The organism is Streptomyces sp. NPDC086023 (assembly GCF_044540325.1).
Lineage (GTDB): Bacteria > Actinomycetota > Actinomycetes > Streptomycetales > Streptomycetaceae > Streptomyces.
This window is the reverse complement of the sequence record NZ_JBITRX010000022.1, coordinates 1-19295: the sequence shown is the minus strand read 5'-3', so window position 1 is coordinate 19295 and position 19295 is coordinate 1. Positions and strand designations below refer to the sequence as shown.

Below are 19295 nucleotides of genomic sequence, written 5' to 3'. Positions count from 1 at the left end.
GCGTCCGGGGGGTGTGTGCGGGCAGCGGCGTCGTGCGGGCGGGCGCGCCGTGGGGGCGCGCCGGATCACTCGCCGGCGGCGCGGGTGTGGACGACCTTGTAGGTGTTGGTGCTCGGGGCGCCGTCGATCACGGCGCGGAGCCGGGCCACGGCGGCCTTGCGGGCCTCGGAGTGCTGCTCCGGGTCCTGGTCGCGGAAGGCCTCGAAGGCCTCCTTGCTGGCCCACTGCGAGTAGGTGACGACGAAGGCGCCGTCGAGGCCGCGGGCCCGCAGGCCCTTGAGCACGATGTTCGAGCGGAAGCCCGGGAAGTCCTTGATGAACTCCTGGCCGGCGCCCAGGGCGTCGATGGCCTCGTCCTGTCCGTCGGCCTTGACCGAGAAGACGGTGATGGAGGTGTAGTCGTCGAGGTGCGGGCCGACCTCTACCTTGCCGCCGAGCTCGTCGGAGGTCAGCACGTAGGCGACCTCGTTCTGGAGGAGCCGGATCGAGGTGGTGATCTCGGAGAAGACCGGCATGGTGCGGTGCTTGAACTCCTCACCCTCGTAGCGCTTCTCCAGGTCCTCGCCACTGCGCCACTGGATGAAGTTCGCGGTGCCCGGCGCGTCGACGCCGGCGTGGACGGTCGAGGACATCCAGCCCTCGTACGTCGCCGCGTTGACGATCTTCGTCATCTCCTCGATCAGCTTGTCCTGGTTCTCGGGCTTGTCGGTCGTGAAGAGGTTGAGGACGGTGAGGTGCTTGTCCTCGACGGAGATGAAAGGCATTCTTCTTCGCTTCCTTTGGAAAGTGGGACGAGACCGGACGGAGCGCGCCTACTTGGCGGGGCCGAACCAGTGGGAGAGGGCTTCGGTGAGACCGTCCGAGCCGGCGCCGAGCGGCGAGACCCAGGCCACGTAGCCGTCGGGGCGGACGAGGATGGCGTCCACCGGCGCGGCGCAGTCGGGGTAGTCGACGCGGATCACGTCGACGCGGTCGGCCCAGCCGGCGGCCGCCTCGCGCAGGCCGAGGCCGTCACCGAGCTCCAGCACCACGGCCCGCCCCGCCGCCAGCAGCGCGAAGGCGGAGGTCTTCTCCCCGTCGGCGGCCAGCTCGCGGTCGGGCAGGCGACGGCCGAGCAGGGGGTGTTCGCCCGGGACGGTCGCGTGGCGGATGTCGAGGCCGGTGACCATGCCGACCAGGTGGCGGCGGACCGACTCGTGGTTCTCGACCAGCTCGCCGAAGACCTCGCGCAGCGGGGTGATGTCGTCCCCGCCGAGGTAGAGGATGCGCTGGGCGAGCGTGTTGGTCAGAATGCGTGCGCCGACCGGGTGCCGCTCGGCGTGGTAGGTGTCGAGGAGGCCCTCGGGGGCCTGGCCCTTCACGTCGAGGGCCAGCTTCCAGCCGAGGTTGACGGCGTCCTGGACGCCCGCGCTCATGCCCTGCGCGCCGATGGGCAGGTGGATGTGCGCGGCGTCGCCGGCCAGGAAGACCCGGCCGCGCCGGTACTCGGCCGCCTGCCGGGAGTTGTCGGTGGTGGAGCTGACCCACAGCGGGGTGGCGCCGGAGATGTCCTCGCCGGTCAGGCGCTGCCAGGCCTCGACGACCTCGTCGAAGGTGATCGGGCCCTCGGCGGTGCGCAGCGGCTGGGCGCTGTCGAAGTAGATGACGCGGGCGCGGTCCGGTCCCATGGGGATGACCATCACCATGCCGCCGGGGACGCGCTCGCCGCTGAAGCGGGGGCGCAGCTGGATGCCGGCGACGTCGGCGAAGCGCAGCTCGATGGCCGGCTCGGTACCGGGGAAGTCGATGCCGGCGAGCTTGCGGACGATGCTGCGGGCGCCGTCGGCGCCCACCACGTGCCGGGCGCGCAGGGTGACGGTGCCGTCCGCGGTCGCGCCGGTCACGGTGACGCCGTCGGCGTCCTGCTCCAGGCCGATGACCTCGACGCCGCGGCGGACCTCGGCGCCCAGCTCCCGGGCCCAGCCGCCGAGGATGCCCTCGGTGCGGGCCTGCGGGATGCCGCGGGCGCCGTAGGACCCGCCCTCCAGCACCTGGTAGTCGAGCGGCACGCCGCCGAAGTGGCCGACGGGAATGACGCCGACCTCTCCGAAGCGGGATATCAGGCCGCGCTGAGCGAATTCTTCGATCGTACGCGCCGAGAATCCGAGGGCTCGGGATTCCTGAATGGGCTCCACGAGCTTGTCAAGGACGACGACGGAGACTCCATTGAGCCTCAGTTCGCCCGCGAGCATGAGTCCGGTGGGACCGGCTCCCACGACAATGACGTCCGTATCAAAGGTGCTCATCTGCCCTCTTCCCACTGGTGAGCGCCCAGTATTGCGAGGGCCCGATCGGGGCGTAAATAGCGATCCCTACAGGCCTTTGAAAAGCAATGACAGAAAAACGTCCGCTACGTCAGATCTTTGTCAGGCGGGGTTGCCCGCACGGGTGCGCGCGGGCGCATTCTCGTCCATGACCTCCACTCACACCCTCGCCGGTTCCGGCACCGGAACCGCTGCGGAGACCGCTGCGGAGTCCCGGGCCCTCGTGGCGTCGCTGCTCGACCGCTACCTGCTCTCGCTCGACGAGGGGGAACTCGACGACGCCTGGGCCGCGGAGCTGTTCGCCCCGGACGCCGTCGTCGTCTTCCCGCCGATGAGCCGCCATCAGGGCGCCGAGGGCATGGCGGAGTTCCACCGCACCGCGCTGTCGGCCTTCGCCGCCACCCAGCACCTGGGCTCCCCCGCCCTGGTCGTCCTCGACGGCGACCGGGCGACGCTGAAGGCCAACATGCTGTCCACGCACGTGCACCACCCGCACCACGCCCGCCCGCAGGGTGACCTGCCGCCGCTGTTCGCCACCGGCACGTTCGTCAACGGCGAGGCCCGGCGGACCCCGCAGGGCTGGCGGCTGACCCAGCTGTCCTTCCGGCTGCTGTGGGCGGACGGCTGCCCGCCCCCGAAGGACGCGTGAACCGCGCCCGGCGGGGGGTGCGCAGGGGGGACGGGACGCGGGTCACGCGTTGAGGCTGAGCACCCGGTCCACCTCGATCTCGATGACCACCCGGCCGGGCGGGTTCGGCGGCGGCGAGTAGTACCGGCCGGCGTACCGCCTGGCCCCCTCGGCCACCCGCGCGGGGTCCGTCACGACGGTGCCGGTGCCCTCCAGCGTGACCCAGGTGAACCCGTGCACCTGGCACAGCGCGACCCGGCTGCCCGGGGCCGCGAGCAGGTTCCTGGCCTTGCGCGAGGACGCCACCGTCATGACGCGGACGAGGCTGGCGGCCGCGTCCCAGGTGAACCGGACGGGCGCCATGTGGAGCGTCCCGTCGGGCCGTACGGTGGTGAGCGCGGCAACGTGCTGGGGGGCGTCGAGGAACGCCTCGACCGAGGCGGACACCTCGGGTCCGCGGCCCTGCTTCGACAGCGACATCGTGCGGGTCGTCCTTTCTCTGAACTCATCGGGACCGCCCGGTCCTCGGGCCGGGGCGGAAGTCCGCCCGCGCCTCATGGAGAGGACCAGGAGAAGGGCGACCAGGCGGAGGACGGCGGCCGGCCGGACACGTCGTGCCGGCCCGCCTCCCGTGCCGCGGGGGCGAGGCCGGCCCGGTCGGCGGCCGCCGGGCAGGCGGCCATGGCGGCCGGCGCCGGAGCCGGCGGGATCCGGCCCCGGACGACGCACCACGCGGCCCGGCGCAGCCGGGCCGCGGCCACCCGCACTGCCAGGGCGGCCTGCTCCGCCGACGGGAGGGCCGGGTGCGCCCCGCCCGCCGGGTACGCCCCGCCCGCCGGGTACGCCCCGCCGGCCGGGTACCCCGTCCGGGGCTGCCGGTCCGCACCACCCGGGTGCGCCGCGCGGGCCTGGAAGGCCGGGTAGGCCCTGCCGGCCTGGAACGCCTCGTACGCCGGGCGGGTCACCCGCCCGCGTCCGGCGCCCTGCCGGGACTGCTCCTGCGGAAGGAAGGCCAGGTGGCCGACGAACGCCTCCGCCGGCAGACATGGCTGGGACATCGGCTAGTCGATGCCGCGGACGATGGTGAAGAAGGACGCCGCGTCGTCGTCGAGGTCCTCGCCGGCCAGCCGCAGCGGCGGAGCCGTGCCCACCGGGAGAATCCCGAACTGGGCCAGCTCGATCTCGTCGCGATACTCCTGGGTGTCCATGGGCGGCTCCTTCACGGTGTGTCGCCCCACGGTGTCAAGACCGGCTCGTGACCGGCTCGACAGCGGCTCGCCCCCCGATCGAGTGCAGCCGGGGGCGGGCGGCCGGCTCCGGGCGGCGCCGCACGGCGATCCGCGGCAGCGCCTGGCCGGCGAGCACGGCGAGCACCTCGGCGACGGTGGTCCGTTCGTCCGTGCGCGGCAGCGCGGTCAGCAGCCGCACGCAGTGGCCGACCAGCCGGCGCGCGTCGGCGGCCGAGATCCGGGCCCGGTCGTGCAGCGCGCTCAGGGTCAGCCCGCCGTCGGGCTCGCAGTGCGCGAACAGGGCCACCGGGAACTCGGTGTGCACCCCGCTCGCCCGCGGCGGGTCCACCCGTACCCCGCCGGCGGTGTGCGCCTCCGTCGGCCGGCGCGGCGCGCGCTCGACCGCGACGAGGCTCTCCAGCAGTCGGCCGCCGCAGGTGGCGCGGCCGGTCCACTCGTGGATCTGGCCGGCCGAGACCCATTCGTACGCGGCCATGTCGAGGGCGCGGTCCCGCAACCCGGTCAGCAGCCGCAGGAACCGCTGCCCCGGGTCGACCCGCACCGACATCGGCAGGCAGTTGCGCAGCGGGCCGGGCAGCCGTTCGACGCCGTCCAGGGTGATCCCGCGCCCGGAGACGGTGACGCCGAAGCCGACCTGCGCGGGACCGGACGCGCCCGTGGCACGGTGGAGCAGCAGGGCCCACACCGCCTGCAGCGCGCTGGAGTCGGGCAGCGCCTGGGCCGCGGCCCAGCGGTGCAGCCGGTCGGCCTCGGCGGGGGTCAGGCGCGCCTCGGCACGCCCGCAGCCGCTCTCCAGGGTGTCGGGTCCCGGCGCTGCGGGCAGTACGGCGGGGGTCCCGGCCGGCACGGTCCGGGTCCAGAACTCCCGGGCGACGCCCGGGTCCTGGCGGCTGAGCCACCGCGACCAGTCCCGCACGTCGGGGCGCCGCTCGCCGCCCGGGAGCGCGCCGCCGGCCAGGTACGCCCGGTAGAACTCGTCGATGAGGACGAAGACGCTCCAGGCGTCGAGCAGCCCGTGGTGGAAGGTGAGCAGCACGCGGGTGACGGCCTCGTCCGCGTCCGCGTCCGCTCCGGCGGACGGGCCGGGACCCCCGGCGGACCCGGCGCCGGCCGGTTCGCCCGCGCCGCCGGGCGGCTCCTCCAGCAGCGTGATGCGCAGCGGGCCGGGGCGGCGCAGGTCGAAGCCGCGCAGCCGCTCGCGTTCGACCAGCTCGTCCCAGCCGACGCTGCCGGCGGGGTGGCACACCACCTCGGCGGCGGCCCGCTCGTGCAGGACGACGTGCGGCTCGGGGTCCCAGGCGAAGGCGGCCCGCAGCACCGTCTCGCGGTCGACCACCGACTGCCAGGAGGCCGTGAACCGCTCCGCGTCCAGCGGGCCGCGCCAGCGCCAGGAGACCTGCTCGACGTGGCGGCCGGTGCCGCGGTGCCCGAACGAGTCCAGCAGCAGGTCGTGCTGCTGCCAGGTCACCGGCAGGGCGGGCGGCTCCACGGGAGCACCGGCGCGCGGATCCGGGGAGTCGGCGGCCCCGGCTCCGGCCGCACCACGGCCCTCGCGTCCCTGCTCCGCGCCCGGGCGGCTGGGCATCGCCACGTCCGCCTCCTCAGGCGCTCGTCCCGTACGGGCGGCCGGAGGTCGGCCGGGCCCCGGGGAGCACCCGGCCGCGCAGGACGCGGGACTCCCGGGCCCACCGTGGCGCACACCGCTGCCGGGCCGCTGACCGGCCGCTGACGCGGCTAGGACGGCGCCGCAGAACCGCTGGGGAACCGCCCGAGTCAGCTCCCGTTCAGGCTCATCGCCGACAGGAAGCCCTGGTCGAGCATGGTGCCCACGGACGTGTCGTCCGCGGTGCCGAGGCCCGCGTCGTGGCAGGCGGTGCTCACCAGGTAGCGGCCCATCACCTCGTGCGTGGCGAACCCCCACTCGCCCCGGGTGGCGGCACTGCCGTCCGGGGCGTGCAGCTTCAGGCCCTGCCCGAAGCCGAACTCCTTGAAGCCGAGCCGCAGTCCCTGTCCCAGCGCCTTGGTGTACGCCTCCTTCAGCGTCCACAGCCGCAGCGCGTGCGGCACCCGCTGCTCCTCCGGCAGCTCCGCGATCTCCGCCGCCTCGGTGGCGGTCAGGATCTGCGCCTCCAGGAGGTCCAGCCGGACCGTGCGCCCGGCCGGCTCCACGTCCACCCCGATCCGGCCGGTGCGGCTGAGCCCCACGGCCATCAGGTCCCCGGTGTGCGACAGGCTCAGCTCGATCTGGTCGAAGCCGCGCAGGTACGGGCGCCCGCCGAGCCGGTAGGCCAGGTCCAGGTGCTCCGGCTCGATCCCGAGGGCGGCCCCGGCCGTGCACTTGATGAGCAGCCGGGCGGCGGCGAAGCGGTAGCGGACGGCGGGGTCGGGGGTGCGGCGATAGCGGTCCCAGTCCGATCCCAGCAGCTCGCGCAGCCGGGGGGCCGTCAGGACGCTCGGCAGCCATTCGGTCCACGTCGTGTAGACCAGCGCGTTGCCGAGCTCCGCCAGGGTGTCCTGCACTCCGTGCCACGGCCCGTCCGGCCGTGGCACGTGCACCGGTACGGCACACGTCACCTGGTTCATCCATCGCCTCCCATGTCGTGACGGCCGCCCCGTCCCGCGGCAGCGGCCGTCGTCGGGCCGAGGCGCTCGTCCGACGCCCCGGCGGCCCCGCGTGGGGCACGTCCGTGCGCGGCGGCAGTGCGGAGCGGGTCGGCCCGGGGCCGCCGGGCCCCGGGCCCCGCGTTCCGTCAGCCCGCGAGCCGCGTCCCGTACAGGTCGAGGCTGCGATGCTGCCGGCAGCGGTCCAACGCCTCGCCCAGCACTTCCTCGACGACCCCGTCGGGCAGGTCCGCGACCGGGATGCCCAGCCGGCGGCCGATGCGGCTGAGGGCGAGCACCGCCCAGGCCGGCTCCCCGAGGAACGGGTCGCCCGCCCCTGCCTGCCCCTCCCAGACCCCCAGCACCGCGGCTGCGGACAGCACCAGTGCGTACCGGTCGGCCAGGGCGCAGGCCTGCGGTTCGAAGTCGCCGCTGATCGCGGCGCACCGGGCGCGCAGCACCCGCAGCTCCGCCACGAAGGCCCGTGCGAGCTCGGCCAGTGCCGCCGCCGAACCCTGTCCGGTACGCCCCTCCAGGCGGCCCGCGACCCCCACCAGCGTGGCGGTGAGCAGGTCGTCCGTACCGGAGTGGGCCAGCCGCCGGTGGTCGAACGGGGGCAGCGGCGCGCCCGGCCGGAACAGTTCGGCGGGCGGCTCCTGGGTGCGGAACCAGGCGCTGCGGGCCAGGGCCGGCAGCTGCGGCACGATCACCGCCTGGCAGACGGCGGTGCCCGCGTGCCCGAGGCCGGCCACCGGCAGGTCGCGCACGAGCTTCTGGAAGCCGCCGTACAGCGGGCCGCGGTCGTAGCCGCGGCCGCCGAGCACGGTGGCCAGCTCCTCCAGGTCCTCGCGCAGCAGGTCCGGCATGGTGTACTTCACGGCCGCGCCCAGCAGGTACGACTGCTCGGGCAGCAGGCTCATCGCCCGCATCCCGGTGACCGCCATGGCGTCGCAGGCCAGCAGGTCGGCGAAGACCCCGGCGAGCACCTTCTGCCAGCGGCGGGAGGGACGCCCGTCCGGCCGGTTCTCGGTGGCCGCGCGCACCGCCGACCGCAGCACGCTGTCGACGCCCGCGAGGACGGTGCCGGGGATCAGGCAGTGGCTGGTCTGGAAGCTGCGCAGGGCCAGCGACACCCCGTCGCCGACCGCGCCGACCAGCGCGTCGTCCGGCACTGCCACGCCGTCGAGTTCGAGGCCGGAGAAGTGCGCCCCGCGCATGCCGGGCATCTCCACCCGGCCGAGCCGGCGTACCTCGCCCTCGACCGGCGCTCCGGGGCCGAGCACCAGTACGGAGTGGCTGCGCGGCCCGTCCTCGCGGGAGGTGCGTGCGTACATGACGAAGGCGTCGGCGCGGTGGGCGTTGATGACCACGTCCTTGCGGCCGCCGACCAGCCACCCGCCGCCGGGGCGCCGGGCGGCGCCCATCTCGTTGCGCAGGATCGCGTTGGCGTGCGCCACCTCGCGGTGCACGATCGTCACGCGGCCGCCGCCGAGGAGCACGTCGGCCAGCGAGCGCCGTTGCGCCTCGTCCCCCGCGGTCCACACCGAGGAGGCCGCGAAGAGGGACGTCATGCCGAAGCCGTAGCCCAGGGACAGGTCGCGGCGGAACAGCGGCCGCAGGACACGGGCCAGTTCCTCCAGGCCGGCGAGCCGGCCGCCGAGGTCCAGGGGTACGAACTCGGCGGCCATCCCGGCCTCGGCGAGCAGCGCCTCGGTGGCCTCGGGCATCTCGCGAGCCTCGTCGGCGCGGAGCAGGGCGAGGTGCCCGTGCGGGTTCGCGGGGTCGAACGGGTCGCCGAGCGCGGCCTCCAGCCGGGCCGCCCTCAGCGGTTCGGTGGCGCGCAGCGGTTCGGCGGCCGCCGGCGGCTCCGCGGCCGGCGATTCCGCGGCCGCCGGAAGGATGTCCTGTGCGGGGGCGTGGGTGTCCCGCACAGGGGCTTGGTCGGTACCGGCCGCGCTCACAGGACGCGGACCGCACCGAGGGCGTACTGCGTGGCGTACCGCAGTACGGAGAGGCCGGCCTGGCCGAGCGCGTCGCGCAGGTGGTGGCCGGCGGCGACGGCGTCGGTGCCCTCGCCGAGGACCCGCTCGATGCTGTCCTCGTCGAGCAGCACGTGGTGGCGGGCCGTCAGGTTCACGCCCGTCGCGTCGGGCTCGATGGACCACTCGCCGGAGTGCGCGGTGAGCAGCGGCGAGGTGCGGGTCTGCTTGTAGACGATGCGCTGGGCGCCGGGGAAGCAGATGCGCACGGACTCGGTGTTGTGCGTGCCGCCGTCGATGGACATGCTGCCCATGGACATCAGCTGCACGCCCGGCTCGTCCTCGACCAGGTCGAGGCGGGTGACGTGGGGCAGTTCGGCCGGCCAGTCGTCGGCCTGGTACAGGAAGTCGAAGATCAGCTCGGCGGGCGCGTTGACGTGGAGGGTGTCCTCGAAGGACCACACGAGGTCGTCCAGCCGGGTCCAGCGCCGGGCGATCTCGGCCAGCCGGTCGAGCTGGGAGCTGCTGTTGGCGGCCGTGACGTCCTCGATCCAGGCGACGTCGGCGGGAGCGTCTCCTTCGACGGTGAAGAAGTGCTCCAGGGTCACCCGCGAGCGGTCGCCGGCGAGCGGCTCCACGGTCCACACCCCGTTCATGGACCGGGCGGGTGCGGCGGGCACGTCCATGGTGAACTCCACGCGCAGCCGCTGAACGTCCAGACGCCGGCTGGAGACCCAGGACTTGACGGTGTCGCCCGCCGTGGCCCACATGCGCAGCCGCTCCCGCGTCCCGTCGAAGTCGAGCTGTTCGACGTGGACACAGGGCGGGAAGAACAACGGCCACCGTGTGGCGTCCGCGATCAGCCCGTACAGCACACCGGCCGGGGCCTCCGCAGTCACTTCGTGGACCGTGCGGTGCACTCGCGCATCCGACATCTTCCACACCCTCCTCGTTCGGTACTCCAGCCGGCTCGGACCGCCGCGTGCGGGCGGGGTCCCGTGGCCGTGCCGGTCGGGCTCCGGCCCTCGGCCGGCACGGATCCACCTGTCTTGGTGTCCCTCACACCGTGACGCCCCTCTGCCGCGCGTCGAGGCCCACGGCAGGCAGTACCGGGATCCGCCTCGGCTTGGCGGGCATGTCAACGACCCTGTCCGGAACCGCTCGTGGACCGGCCGTGCCCGGCTCGAATCCGCCTGGAGCCCGGCTGGGGGCGGGCAGGTCGGAAGGGTCCTGCCCGGCCCGGGGCTTGAGCGTTCCTCCAGCCGGACCTCCGAGACTCGTCCCGCGGGCAGCTCGGGCGGCGTCACCCTGACGGGCGCCTCCGCCGGAGCCCCGGAGCCGGGTCCTGGTCCGGCCGTGCCCGCCGCCCCGGCCGCCCACCCGGGCCTCCCCCGTCCCGGTGGGCGGCACCGGGCGTCGGGCGTCACGGGCCGCGACCGGGCCGGCCACTCGACGGGGCGCTCATCCGCCCGTCAGGGCCCGTACGCCGGTTACGCCGGTTCCGCGCGGTCCGCGGCTGCCGACGCCGTAGGCCCGTACCCGCCTCCGGCCCCGCTCCAGCCCGCCTGGGCCGGACCTCCAGCACCCGGGCGGACCGTGGCCGCACGCGGCTCGTCGCGGCACCACGGCCGACGGCCCGGCTGCCGGCGCCGGGGCCTCCGGCGCGCCAGGGCACCGTCCCCGGCGCCCGCGCCGCATCCCCGCGCGCCGCGCCGCCCCGCCGACCGGCGGACGACCACAGAAGGTGAGCCCCATGAACCCGTTCGGCATCGTCCGCGCCCTGTGGGACGGGTTCGTCGTCCTCGGGCTCCTGCACGCCGTCGGCGAGAGGGGGCCCGAGGGCTGCCTGGACCGGGACCCCGTGTACGACGCCCCGCCGCCCGGCCACCCCGAGCGCCTGTGCCCCGAAGTGCCGTTGAGCGGCGTGGAGCTCAGGCTGCTGCGCCAGCTGCGGCACGCTCCCGGGGCGGGCTGACCCGGCGGGCGGCCGAGCCGAGGGGCGGCCGCGCCGGTAGCCGAGCGGGCAGGCGGGTGGGCAGACGGGCCGCGGGGCAGATGGGCGGCTGAGCCGAGGAGCGGCTGAGCCGAGGAGCGGCTGAGCCGAGGAGCGGCAGACCCGCCCGTCAGGCCCCCACGGCCCGCACCACGGCGCCGGAGTTGAACCCGCCCCGCCCCCGCGCGAGCACCAGCGCCGTACGCAGCCCGGGCAGCGCCCGCGGCGCCCCGGTCACCAGGTCCAGCCCGTAGTCCGCGGCGGCCCGTACGGTCCCGGTCGTCGGCGGCACGACGCCCTCGCGCAGCGCGAACAGCGCGGCCGCCACGTCGAGCGAGGAGCCACCCGCGCCCAGCCGCCCGGTCATCGACTTCGGCGCCGTCACGGGCACCCCGTACGGACCGAACAGCGCGGCCAGCGCCGCCGCCTCGACCCGGTCCGCGGCCCGCTCTCCGGCCGCGTCCGCGAACACGACGTCCACCTCGTGCGGCTCCACCCCCGCGTCGGCGAGCGCGAGTTCGGCCGCCTCCCGCAGCCGCGGCAGGTCCGGGCCGCCGTCGAAGGTGGCGGCGCAGCCGGCCACCACGCCGTATCCGGTCGCCCCGCGCGCCGCGACGGCGGAAGCGTCCTCCAGGACCAGCAGCGCCCCGCCCTCGCCCACCACATGGCCTCCCGCGGCCGCGTCGAAGGGCAGGTAGGCGCGCTCCGGGTCGGCGGCCGTGGTCATCCGGCCGTCCGCCAGATGGGCCGCCCAGCCCCAGGGGCACAGCGCCGAGTCGACACCGCCGGCCACCATCAGGCTCGCGCCCTTGCGGATCTCCCGGCGGGCCCGGGCGATGGCGTCGATGCCGCCGGCCTGCTCGCTGACGACGGCGGTGCCCGGGCCGCGCAGCGTGTGCCGGATGGAGATCTGCGCGGTGTTGGCGGCGTGGAACCACGCGAAGGACTGGTACGCGCTCACATACGTCGCACCCTTGCCCCACAGCGCCTCCAGCCCGCGCTGCCCGAACTCGGTGCCGCCGGTGGCACTCGCGGTGATGACGCCCGCACCGTAGCCGGGCAGGGCCGCCGGGTCGGCGCCGGAGTCCTCCAGCGCCTCCTTCGCCGCGACCAGCCCCAGGCGGGTGACCCGGTCGGTGGAGGGCAGCAGCCGGCTGGGGATGTGGTCCTCGTCGACGAACCCGGCGATCTCGCCCGCGATCCGCACCGGATAGCCGGAGGCGTCGAACCGGCCGATCGGGCGGATGCCGGTGGTCCCCGCCAGCAGCGCGCGCCACCACGCCCCGGTGCCGAGCCCGTTGGGGGCGACCACGCCGATGCCGGTGACGACCACCTCGGCGGCCGGCCGTCCGTCGGCCGCGCCGGCCCGCCCCGACTCGTCGGTGCCCGGCCCGCCCGCGCCCCGCGAACCCGACAGACCGTTAACGCCGTTAACGCCGTTGACGCCCCTGCCACCCCACACGCCGCTCCCGTCCCTCACGCCGCCTCCTTCAGCCGCGGCCGGGTCAGCACCGTCGCCGTGTGGAAGCCTCCGAAACCGCTGGCCACGCTCAGCACCGTGCTGGTGCGGTGCTCGCGCGCGAACAGCGGCGTGTAGTCCAGGTCGCAGGTCGGGTCCGGCTCCCGCAGGTTCGCCGTCGGCGGCACCGTGCTGTGCTGGATGGCCAGCACGCTGGCCACCACGTCCAGGGCACCCGCCGCCCCCAGGGCGTGTCCGATCATCGACTTGATGGAGCTGACCGGGACCCGCCGGGCGTGGTCGCCGAGCCCCCGCTTGAAGGCGTGCGTCTCGTGCCGGTCGTTGTGCCGCGTGCCCGCGCCGTGCGCGTTGACGTAGTCCACGTCCACCGGGTTCAGGCGCGCCTCGTCGAGCGCCGCCCGGATGGCGTCGGCCATCTCCTCACCGCCCGGCCGCAGCCCCGTCATGTGGTGGGCGCTGCTGTACGAGGCGAAGCCGGAGAGCTCCGCGTACACCCGGGCCCCCCGCCGCCGGGCGTGCTCCAGTTCCTCCAGCACCACCACCGCCGCGCCCTCGCCGAGTACGAAGCCGTCCCGCGTCCGGTCGAAGGGCCGGCAGGCGGTCGCCGGGTCCTCCTTGCGCGGGCTGGTGAGCCGGATCCGGTCGAAGCAGGCCATGACGATCGGGGAGATCGGCGCCTCCGCCCCGCCCGCGACCATCACGTCCGCACTGCCCTCGCGGATCAGCTCGGCGGCGTGGCCGATGGCGTCCAGGCCAGAGGTGCAGCCGCTGGAGACCGCGCCCACCGGTCCCTGCGCGCCGCTGTCCCGTGCCACCACCGCCGCGAGCGAGCTGGGCACGAGGTAGTCGTAGAGGTGCTCGGCTGCCTTGGAGTGGTCCACCGTCCAGGTCGCACCGAAGTCACTGAGCATGGCGTACTGGGTGGCCAGTCCCGTGGTGCAGCCGGCCGCGCTGCCGAGGCTCACACCGGTGCGCAGCGGGTTCCCGGTCGCCAGGACGTCGGCCAGGCCGCTGTCGGCCACCGCCTCACGGGCGCTGACCAGCGCGAACTGTGCGGCGCGGTCCAGGCGCTCGGTGTCGGCGAGGGTGAAGCCGTGCCGGGCGGCGTCGAAGTCCACCTCGGCGGCCACCTGCGAGCGGTGGCCGGAGGCGTCGAAGAGGGTGACGCCGCGGGTCGCCGTACGCCCGGACGTCAGGAGCGACCAGAAGTCCCCGGTGCCGATGGCGCCGGGTGCCACCACGCCCACACCGGTGATGACGACGCGCTTCACCGGACACCGCACGCGGTGCGGACCGCGACCGGCCGGGCCCCGGCCGCACCGGGTCCGGACGTCGCGGGTCCGGACGTACCGAGTTCGGGAGCGCCCGGCTCGGGAGCACCCGGTCCCGGAGCGCCCGGCTCGGGAGCACCCGGGCCCGGAGCACCCGGCCCGAGGGCCGCGTGCTCCCGGCAGGCGGCCCCGATCAGAGCGGGCAGCGCGTCGTCCCCGGCGAAGAAGTGGTCGCCGACCAGGGTGCGCACGGTGATGGGTCCGGTCGTCCACTGCCGCCACTCCTGCAGGGCGTTGGGGACGGCCAGCGGGTCGTCGCTGCCGGCGAAGACGAGCAGGGGCACGTTCACGGGTCCTCCGGTGGCGGGGTCCATCGCCGCCTGCCGGAGGGCCTTGGCCAGCCGCAGGTCGTCGCGCAGGACGGGCAGGACGGAGCGGTGCCACATCCCGCCGGGCCGGGCGGCAGCCCCCTTCGGCAGCGAGCCGAGGTCTCCGAGGAGCGGCAGCAGCTGCTCGTCGGGGGCTTCCGCCGCGCTCACCAGCGCGGCCGTCGCGTGCGGCGGCAGGCAGGCTCCGACCGCGAGGAACAAAGGCGGGGGCGCACCCGCGTCGGCCAGGGCGCGGGTCAGGGTGTAGGCGACGAGCGCGCCCAGGCTGTGGCCGTACAACGCGTACGGGCCGGACTGCGCAGCCTCCAACAGCGGGCCGAGCAGGTCGGCCAGGAGGCCGGAGCGATCGGTCACGCGCGGTTCGCGCCGGCGGTTGCCCCGGCCCGGCAGCAGCACGGCCGCCACGTCCACCGCGGGGCCGGCCGCGACGGGCCAGCGGCGGTAGCTGGCCACGCCCGCGCCCGCGTGCGCGAGGCAGTGGAGCCGAACACGCGGCTCCACCGCCTCGTCGACCCTCGTCAGGGAAGTCATGCGTCGCCCTCCTCCGGGAAGCTGTTCCGGCGCGCCGCCGGACGGCGCACCGGATGCGCCCCGAGTCTCGCCAGCCCGGCTGGAGCGGGACTCGACTCCCGCCGGGTATGGCGCACCCGCCGGTGCCGCGTACGGAACGACGGCCGGCACGCCGTACGGATCCGCGGCCGGCACTCGGAGGGCCGGCACGCCGTACGGATCCGCGGCCGGCCGTCGGATCAGGCCGCGTACAGGTCGAAGGTGGAGGTGTGGCGCGGCCCCGCGACCACGTCCAGGCGCGGGTCCACTGTGAGCATCGCCTGGTGGAGCCGCTGGAGCTGGGGCGACGGCTCGACGCCGAGTTCGTCTATCAGCCGCTGGCGCAGCCGGCGGTAGACGTCGAGGGCCGACGCCTGCCGGCCGGACCGGTAGAGCGCGACCATCGCCTGCGAGTGCAGCCCCTCGTGCTGGGGGTGGCGGGCGATCAGGTCGGTGAGTTCGGCAATCAGTTCGACGTGCCGGCCCAGGCGCAGGTCCGCGTCGATCCTGCGCTCGCGCGTCACCAGCCGGCTCTCCTCCAGGCGCATGACCTCGATGTCGAGGATCGGGCCCACCCGCACGTCGACCAGGGCGGGTCCCTCCCACAGGTCGAGGGCCTCGCGCAGGCACTTGGAGGAGTGTCCGTCCTCCCCGTTCTCGAAGGCCTGCTGGCCCTCGGCCACCAGGCGCTCGTACGCGTGCACGTCGACGGATTCGGCCGGCACCTGGAGCATGTAGCCGCCGTAGCGGGTGGCCAGCACGTCCTTGGCGGAGCCCGGGACGTCCGGGCCCATCGCGGTGCCAAGGCGGCGGCGCAGTTGAAGGATGTACGTCTGGAGCGTGGTCAGCGCGCTCTGGGGCAGGTCGGCGCCCCAGATCTCCTCCATCAGGGTGGGCACGGGCACGACCCGGCCCGGGTAGAGGGCGAGCAGCGCCAGGATCTGGCGGGGCTTGCCGGCCGTCGGGACGATGGAAACCCCATTGACTTCCGCATCCAATGGACCCAGAACTTTAATTTTCATGATTCCCCTCCCAGCCTTGTCAGGCCGCCATCGCTCTCTGACCGGTTGTGAACCTTTCGATACAGTCGCATTCCGGCCTTTTCTGTCATTGGCTGGACCCAAGGCCAGGGGCACCATATCTTTCGACAACCCGCCCCCCTGTGATGGTCGAGTCCGGCTCTAGCCCTTCTCCAAGAAATGCCGAGATGCGCCGCCGCCGGGCTGCTGACACGGCACTGACAAAGCGCTGACAAACACTCCGTGAACAGCCGTCACCTTTCCCGGCACCTTCCCGAGCATCGCGCGCGCTGTTAGTTTTCCGGCCATGGCGACCGACACGACGGCACGTTGCGCGGACCCGCTGACCCGCTTGCTCATCGGCCCGGGAGCCACCCCGGGGCTGACGGACCTGCCGGGGCTGCCCGGCCCGCAGGTCCTGCTGGGCATGCTGGGAACCAGTCACTGCCGGGGGGTCCAGGTGGGCTTCCCCGATCTGACGGCCGAACAATTCCGCCAGCGCGCGCCGGGCCGGCCCGCGGAAGCCTGAAAACACCTCGAGAAACCATCCACGATTCCCGGCACGGGCGGCACGCACAGGGCATCGCACAGCGAAAGCACCTACGCTCCGACGAGATGGGGAGGACCCGCGGCTATTCCGAGGGGAATACCGGCGGCAGACCTCCGGCGGCAGACCTCTCAAGCCTTCCTGTGCGAGGATGAGATGAAGTTTCGGATCCTGGGTCCCGTGCAGGTCTTCGACGAACGCACCGGCGTCCTGATCGTGCCGGCGGGAGCCAAACAGCGCGCGCTGCTCAGCGCGCTCGTCGTGAAGGCGGGCCAGGTCGTCTCCGCCGACCGGCTCGTGGACGAGCTGTGGAGCGAGCACCCTCCCGCCAACGCCGCCAACGCCCTCCAGGCCCATGTGGCGCGGCTGCGCCGGCTGCTGCCCGTCCCGGCCCCCGGCTCCGGGGAGCCGCACCACGAGTGGCTGGCGACCAGCCCGCTGGGCTACGTCCTGCGGCTGGGGGACGCCGGCACCGACGCCCGGCAGTTCCACCGGCTCGCCGCCGAGGGGCGCGAGCTCGCCCGTACCGACCCCGGCCGCTCGGCCGACGTACTGCGCAGGGCCCTGGGGCTGTGGCGCGGCCCCGCCCTGCAGGGCAGCGGCCGCGGCACCATCTGCTCCGTCGAGGCCTCGCTGCTGGAGGAGAGCCGGCTCGTCGCCCTGGAGTCGCTGTACGACGCGTGCCTGCGGGCCGGGCGGGCCGGCGAGATCACGGGCGAGCTGGAGGAGCTCACCGCCGCCCACCCGCTGCGCGAGCGCTTCTACGAGCTGCTGATGACCGCCCTGTACCGGTGCGGGCGCCAGGCGGAGGCGCTGCGGGTGTACGACCGCGCGCGCCGTCGGCTCGTCCACGACCTGGGGGTCGAGCCGGGCCCGGTCCTGCGCGACCGCATGGAGGCGATCCTGCACCACCAGGACCCCTCGGCGGCCCTGCCCGCAGGCTCCCCGGCCGCACGGCCGGTACGGGCGCCCGCCGCGGACGACGGGCCGAACGTACGCCTGCTGCACGCGGAACTCGCCAGCCTGCGCAGCCACGTCGAGCGCCTCACCCGCGAGCAGCAGGACCTGATGTGCCGCCTGGAGGCGCTCACCGCGGCCCACGCGGCCGGCGCCTGACGCCGCCCGCCCGGCGGCACGGGACCACCCGGAAACGCCGGAGCTCTTCCCCCGGCCCGCGTCACGCAGGCCCGAGGAAGAGCTCCGGGGGTGGTACGGCGCCGCGCGCCGGAAGGCGGGGCGGCCACCGCACCGGTCCGTCCCCGCCGGTCTCACGGCCCGCTCACCGCGCCACGAGCCGCCCACCGGCGGCTCCGGCGGCCGCGGCCGGCGACACCGTCTCGGGGTGCGCCGTGAGGATGAACCGCTGCAGCCGGCTCAGCGCGGCCGAGGGCTCAAGGCCCAGCTCCGACACGAGCGTCGTGCGCAGCCGCTGGTAGACGTTGAGCGCCTCGCCGCGCCGCCCCGAGCGGTGCAGCGCCAGCATGAACTGGCCGTGCAGGCTCTCGTGCATCCGGTACTGGTTGACCAGGACCGTGAGCTCCGACAGCAGTTCGCGGTGCCGGCCCAGCCGGAGGTCGGCCTCGATGCGCTGGTCGAGCGCGCACAGCCGGGCCTCCTCCAGGCGCTGGACCTCCATCTGGATCTGGCTGCCGACCTGGACGTCGGTGAGCGCGGGCCCGGTCCACAGCGACAGGGCGTCCGTGAGCCAGCGCGAGGCGCCCTGGTGGTCGTCGGCGTCCATCGCGCGGTAGCCGGTGCCGGCCCGGCGCTCGAACTCCCGGTAGTCCACGGTCCCGCCGCGGGACTCCAGCCGGTAGCCGCCCGGGAGGGTGGCCAGGATGTCCTTGGCCGTGCAGCGCTCGTTCTCGTCGCGGGCGAGCGCCTCGCCGATCAGCTCGCGGAGCTGGAGCACGTACGTCTGCAGCGTCGTACGGGCGCTGCGCGGCGGGTTCTTGCCCCACAGCTCCTCGATCAGCGTCGCCACCGAGACCACCTGGTCGGCGTGGAGCGCGAGCAGGGCCAGGACCTGACGCGGCTTCGGGGCGGTCGGCGTGACGGACAGCCCGTTCTCGGTGACGGACAGCGCTCCGAGCAGGTTGATGTCCACGTACTTCCCCCAAAGATCACTTGGTGGCCGGTGGCCGGCCCGCCGCGTTCGGCGCGTTACCCGTCCCGCGTTGGCCGCTCTGCCGGGGCCCGGTCGCCATAGCACGACCCGACTCCCTGATAAAAAAACAGCATAGTCGGTTTGTCAATCCCAGGGCTAGGCCGGAGGGTGCGTTGCCCCTCCACGCAAAACCCCGAGACCCGCGCAGCACGCAGATCTCGGGGCACCCTCAACACCCGCCATGAACAGGGCTTTTGAGAGCCGATGAGCTCCTCAAGGGGGATCACCGGCGGGACGAAACCAAAGAGACCGCCCGGTCTCCAGTGGGGCCCTGACGGCTCCTGAGGGTTCCTCAAGGGATGCAAGGGGAACGCCGGGGGCCGCCGGGGCTGCCGGGTGGCCTGGGGGCGGTCGTTTCAGGCTCAGACGCCACCCTTGGCGTCCAGCGTCACGAGCAGCTCCGGCGTCGCCAGCGTCGTCAGCAGCAGTTCCCAGAACTGCGTGATCGTGCGAGGGGCCAGCCAGACCGCGTCCCGGGCACCGAGCACCTCGAAGCCCACGGTCGCCCCCACCACCGCCGCCACGATCCCCTCCAGCTCGGCGCCGGAACGCAGTTCGCCCACCGCGCCGGCCTCCCGGACGAGGCCCTCGACCCACCGCTGCCAGCGGGTGCGCGGATCGGCCGCCGACACCCAGGCCGTGTCGCCGCAGAGCACGAACCCGGCCCGCAGCACCACGTCCGACGTCAGCCCGCGCGCCAGCGCGTGCGTGACGTCGACGAGGTGCTGCAGCCGGCTCCCCGCACCCGGCGGCTCCTCACCGAGCAGCGCTTCCAGCCGCGCCAGCGCAGCCGCCTCGACGGCCTCCGCCAAGGCCGTCTTGCTGGCGAAGTGGAAGTGCAACGCACCGTTGCTCACCCCGGCCCGCGTGCTGATCTCGGCCAGCGACGCGACCGCGAAGCCGTCCCGGTCCACGACCTCTGCCGCGGACCTGACCAGGGCTTCCCGGGTGCGCAACGCGCGTTCCTGCCGTGCCATCGAGTGCTCCGTTACTGCGGGGGGTTGCCGTGCTTGCGGGACGGGACGTCCGCGTGCTTGTTGCGGAGCATCGCGAGGGCGCTGACGAGGACCTCGCGGGTCTCGGCGGGGTCGATGACGTCGTCGACGAGGCCGCGTTCGG

20 protein-coding genes are annotated in these 19295 nt (G+C 74.6%); 4 read left to right on the top strand and 16 right to left on the bottom strand.

Going from position 1 to position 19295, the window contains the following annotated elements:
* Window positions 1–65: 65 nt before the first annotated feature.
* Together ACIF6F_RS31490 and ACIF6F_RS31485 are read right to left on the bottom strand one after the other, a co-directional pair.
* Window positions 66–764, bottom strand: coding sequence for an antibiotic biosynthesis monooxygenase family protein (locus tag ACIF6F_RS31490; RefSeq protein WP_399954677.1), 699 nt, complete (start codon window positions 762–764; stop codon window positions 66–68).
* Between the two features lie 48 nt (window positions 765–812).
* A complete protein-coding gene (locus tag ACIF6F_RS31485) occupies window positions 813–2285 on the bottom strand; it encodes an FAD-dependent monooxygenase (RefSeq protein WP_399954674.1) in 1473 nt (490 codons plus the stop codon).
* A 166-nt stretch (window positions 2286–2451) separates the two neighbouring features.
* Here ACIF6F_RS31485 and ACIF6F_RS31480 point away from each other — a divergent pair, with 166 nt between their 5' ends.
* Complete coding sequence (locus tag ACIF6F_RS31480; RefSeq protein WP_399954671.1) at window positions 2452–2952, top strand: nuclear transport factor 2 family protein; 501 nt, start codon at window positions 2452–2454, stop codon at window positions 2950–2952.
* Window positions 2953–2994: 42 nt separating this feature from the next.
* Here ACIF6F_RS31480 and ACIF6F_RS31475 read toward each other — a convergent pair whose 3' ends face one another.
* The 7 genes from ACIF6F_RS31475 to ACIF6F_RS31445 all read right to left on the bottom strand — a co-directional run bounded on the left by ACIF6F_RS31475 (window position 2995) and on the right by ACIF6F_RS31445 (window position 9696).
* Entirely contained in the window at window positions 2995–3411 is a 417-nt protein-coding gene (locus ACIF6F_RS31475) for a pyridoxamine 5'-phosphate oxidase family protein (protein WP_399954668.1), read from the bottom strand.
* Window positions 3412–3485: 74 nt separating this feature from the next.
* Window positions 3486–3989 carry a hypothetical protein gene (locus tag ACIF6F_RS31470; protein WP_399954666.1) on the bottom strand — a complete coding sequence of 168 codons (504 nt, stop codon included), beginning with the start codon at window positions 3987–3989 and terminating at the stop codon, window positions 3486–3488.
* Between the two features lie 3 nt (window positions 3990–3992).
* Entirely contained in the window at window positions 3993–4139 is a 147-nt protein-coding gene (locus ACIF6F_RS31465; RefSeq protein WP_399954663.1) for a hypothetical protein, read from the bottom strand.
* A 34-nt stretch (window positions 4140–4173) separates the two neighbouring features.
* Window positions 4174–5766, bottom strand: a complete 1593-nt coding sequence (locus ACIF6F_RS31460) for a condensation domain-containing protein (RefSeq protein ID WP_399954918.1) — start codon at window positions 5764–5766, stop codon at window positions 4174–4176.
* 188 nt (window positions 5767–5954) lie between these two features.
* Window positions 5955–6764, bottom strand: a complete 810-nt coding sequence (locus ACIF6F_RS31455) for a 4'-phosphopantetheinyl transferase family protein (protein WP_399954660.1) — start codon at window positions 6762–6764, stop codon at window positions 5955–5957.
* Window positions 6765–6931: 167 nt separating this feature from the next.
* Window positions 6932–8713, bottom strand: a complete 1782-nt coding sequence (locus tag ACIF6F_RS31450) for an acyl-CoA dehydrogenase (protein WP_399954657.1) — start codon at window positions 8711–8713, stop codon at window positions 6932–6934.
* 26 nt (window positions 8714–8739) lie between these two features.
* Window positions 8740–9696, bottom strand: coding sequence for an aromatase/cyclase (locus ACIF6F_RS31445; protein ID WP_399954654.1), 957 nt, complete (start codon window positions 9694–9696; stop codon window positions 8740–8742).
* An 818-nt stretch (window positions 9697–10514) separates the two neighbouring features.
* On the opposite strand from ACIF6F_RS31445, the gene ACIF6F_RS31440 reads away from it, so the two are divergent.
* Window positions 10515–10736 (top strand): DUF6059 family protein, encoded by a 222-nt coding sequence (locus tag ACIF6F_RS31440; RefSeq protein ID WP_399954651.1) that lies wholly within the window; start codon window positions 10515–10517, stop codon window positions 10734–10736.
* Between the two features lie 148 nt (window positions 10737–10884).
* Here ACIF6F_RS31440 and ACIF6F_RS31435 read toward each other — a convergent pair whose 3' ends face one another.
* The 4 genes from ACIF6F_RS31435 to ACIF6F_RS31420 form a co-directional block, all read right to left on the bottom strand.
* Window positions 10885–12087, bottom strand: coding sequence for a ketosynthase chain-length factor (locus ACIF6F_RS31435; RefSeq protein ID WP_399954913.1), 1203 nt, complete (start codon window positions 12085–12087; stop codon window positions 10885–10887).
* Between the two features lie 143 nt (window positions 12088–12230).
* On the bottom strand, window positions 12231–13505 hold the full coding sequence (locus ACIF6F_RS31430) for a beta-ketoacyl-[acyl-carrier-protein] synthase family protein (RefSeq protein WP_399954648.1): 1275 nt from the start codon (window positions 13503–13505) through the stop codon (window positions 12231–12233).
* Window positions 13502–14425 (bottom strand): thioesterase II family protein, encoded by a 924-nt coding sequence (locus tag ACIF6F_RS31425; RefSeq protein ID WP_399954645.1) that lies wholly within the window; start codon window positions 14423–14425, stop codon window positions 13502–13504. The genes ACIF6F_RS31430 and ACIF6F_RS31425 overlap by 4 nt, the downstream gene beginning before the upstream one ends.
* A 218-nt stretch (window positions 14426–14643) precedes the next feature.
* On the bottom strand, window positions 14644–15465 hold the full coding sequence (locus ACIF6F_RS31420; RefSeq protein WP_399954642.1) for a BTAD domain-containing putative transcriptional regulator: 822 nt from the start codon (window positions 15463–15465) through the stop codon (window positions 14644–14646).
* A 304-nt stretch (window positions 15466–15769) separates the two neighbouring features.
* On the opposite strand from ACIF6F_RS31420, the gene ACIF6F_RS31415 reads away from it, so the two are divergent.
* Both ACIF6F_RS31415 and ACIF6F_RS31410 read left to right on the top strand, forming a co-directional pair.
* On the top strand, window positions 15770–15991 hold the full coding sequence (locus ACIF6F_RS31415; protein WP_399954639.1) for a hypothetical protein: 222 nt from the start codon (window positions 15770–15772) through the stop codon (window positions 15989–15991).
* A 174-nt stretch (window positions 15992–16165) separates the two neighbouring features.
* Window positions 16166–17125, top strand: a complete 960-nt coding sequence (locus tag ACIF6F_RS31410) for a BTAD domain-containing putative transcriptional regulator (RefSeq protein ID WP_399954636.1) — start codon at window positions 16166–16168, stop codon at window positions 17123–17125.
* 163 nt (window positions 17126–17288) lie between these two features.
* On the opposite strand, the gene ACIF6F_RS31405 is transcribed toward ACIF6F_RS31410, so the two are convergent.
* The 3 genes from ACIF6F_RS31405 to ACIF6F_RS31395 form a co-directional block, all read right to left on the bottom strand.
* Window positions 17289–18116 carry a BTAD domain-containing putative transcriptional regulator gene (locus ACIF6F_RS31405; RefSeq protein ID WP_399954633.1) on the bottom strand — a complete coding sequence of 276 codons (828 nt, stop codon included), beginning with the start codon at window positions 18114–18116 and terminating at the stop codon, window positions 17289–17291.
* 422 nt (window positions 18117–18538) lie between these two features.
* Window positions 18539–19153, bottom strand: a complete 615-nt coding sequence (locus ACIF6F_RS31400; protein ID WP_399954630.1) for a ScbR family autoregulator-binding transcription factor — start codon at window positions 19151–19153, stop codon at window positions 18539–18541.
* A gap of 11 nt (window positions 19154–19164) precedes the next feature.
* On the bottom strand, window positions 19165–19295 hold a 131-nt coding region (locus tag ACIF6F_RS31395), incomplete at its 5' end, for a carboxyl transferase domain-containing protein (RefSeq protein WP_399954910.1).

What these genes read in the sequence shown, in the direction of transcription:
- ACIF6F_RS31445 (WP_399954654.1), bottom strand. Translation starts at nt 9,696, where the DNA reads ATGTCGGATGCGCGAGTGCACCGCACGGTCCACGAAGTGACTGCGGAG.
- ACIF6F_RS31465 (WP_399954663.1), bottom strand. Translation starts at nt 4,139, where the DNA reads ATGGACACCCAGGAGTATCGCGACGAGATCGAGCTGGCCCAGTTCGGG.
- ACIF6F_RS31480 (WP_399954671.1), top strand. Translation starts at nt 2,452, where the DNA reads ATGACCTCCACTCACACCCTCGCCGGTTCCGGCACCGGAACCGCTGCG.
- ACIF6F_RS31455 (WP_399954660.1), bottom strand. Translation starts at nt 6,764, where the DNA reads ATGAACCAGGTGACGTGTGCCGTACCGGTGCACGTGCCACGGCCGGAC.
- ACIF6F_RS31485 (WP_399954674.1), bottom strand. Translation starts at nt 2,285, where the DNA reads ATGAGCACCTTTGATACGGACGTCATTGTCGTGGGAGCCGGTCCCACC.
- ACIF6F_RS31490 (WP_399954677.1), bottom strand. Translation starts at nt 764, where the DNA reads ATGCCTTTCATCTCCGTCGAGGACAAGCACCTCACCGTCCTCAACCTC.
- ACIF6F_RS31415 (WP_399954639.1), top strand. Translation starts at nt 15,770, where the DNA reads ATGGCGACCGACACGACGGCACGTTGCGCGGACCCGCTGACCCGCTTG.
- ACIF6F_RS31470 (WP_399954666.1), bottom strand. Translation starts at nt 3,989, where the DNA reads ATGTCCCAGCCATGTCTGCCGGCGGAGGCGTTCGTCGGCCACCTGGCC.
- ACIF6F_RS31440 (WP_399954651.1), top strand. Translation starts at nt 10,515, where the DNA reads ATGAACCCGTTCGGCATCGTCCGCGCCCTGTGGGACGGGTTCGTCGTC.
- ACIF6F_RS31425 (WP_399954645.1), bottom strand. Translation starts at nt 14,425, where the DNA reads ATGACTTCCCTGACGAGGGTCGACGAGGCGGTGGAGCCGCGTGTTCGG.
- ACIF6F_RS31400 (WP_399954630.1), bottom strand. Translation starts at nt 19,153, where the DNA reads ATGGCACGGCAGGAACGCGCGTTGCGCACCCGGGAAGCCCTGGTCAGG.
- ACIF6F_RS31410 (WP_399954636.1), top strand. Translation starts at nt 16,166, where the DNA reads ATGAAGTTTCGGATCCTGGGTCCCGTGCAGGTCTTCGACGAACGCACC.
- ACIF6F_RS31460 (WP_399954918.1), bottom strand. Translation starts at nt 5,766, where the DNA reads ATGCCCAGCCGCCCGGGCGCGGAGCAGGGACGCGAGGGCCGTGGTGCG.
- ACIF6F_RS31420 (WP_399954642.1), bottom strand. Translation starts at nt 15,465, where the DNA reads ATGAAAATTAAAGTTCTGGGTCCATTGGATGCGGAAGTCAATGGGGTT.
- ACIF6F_RS31475 (WP_399954668.1), bottom strand. Translation starts at nt 3,411, where the DNA reads ATGTCGCTGTCGAAGCAGGGCCGCGGACCCGAGGTGTCCGCCTCGGTC.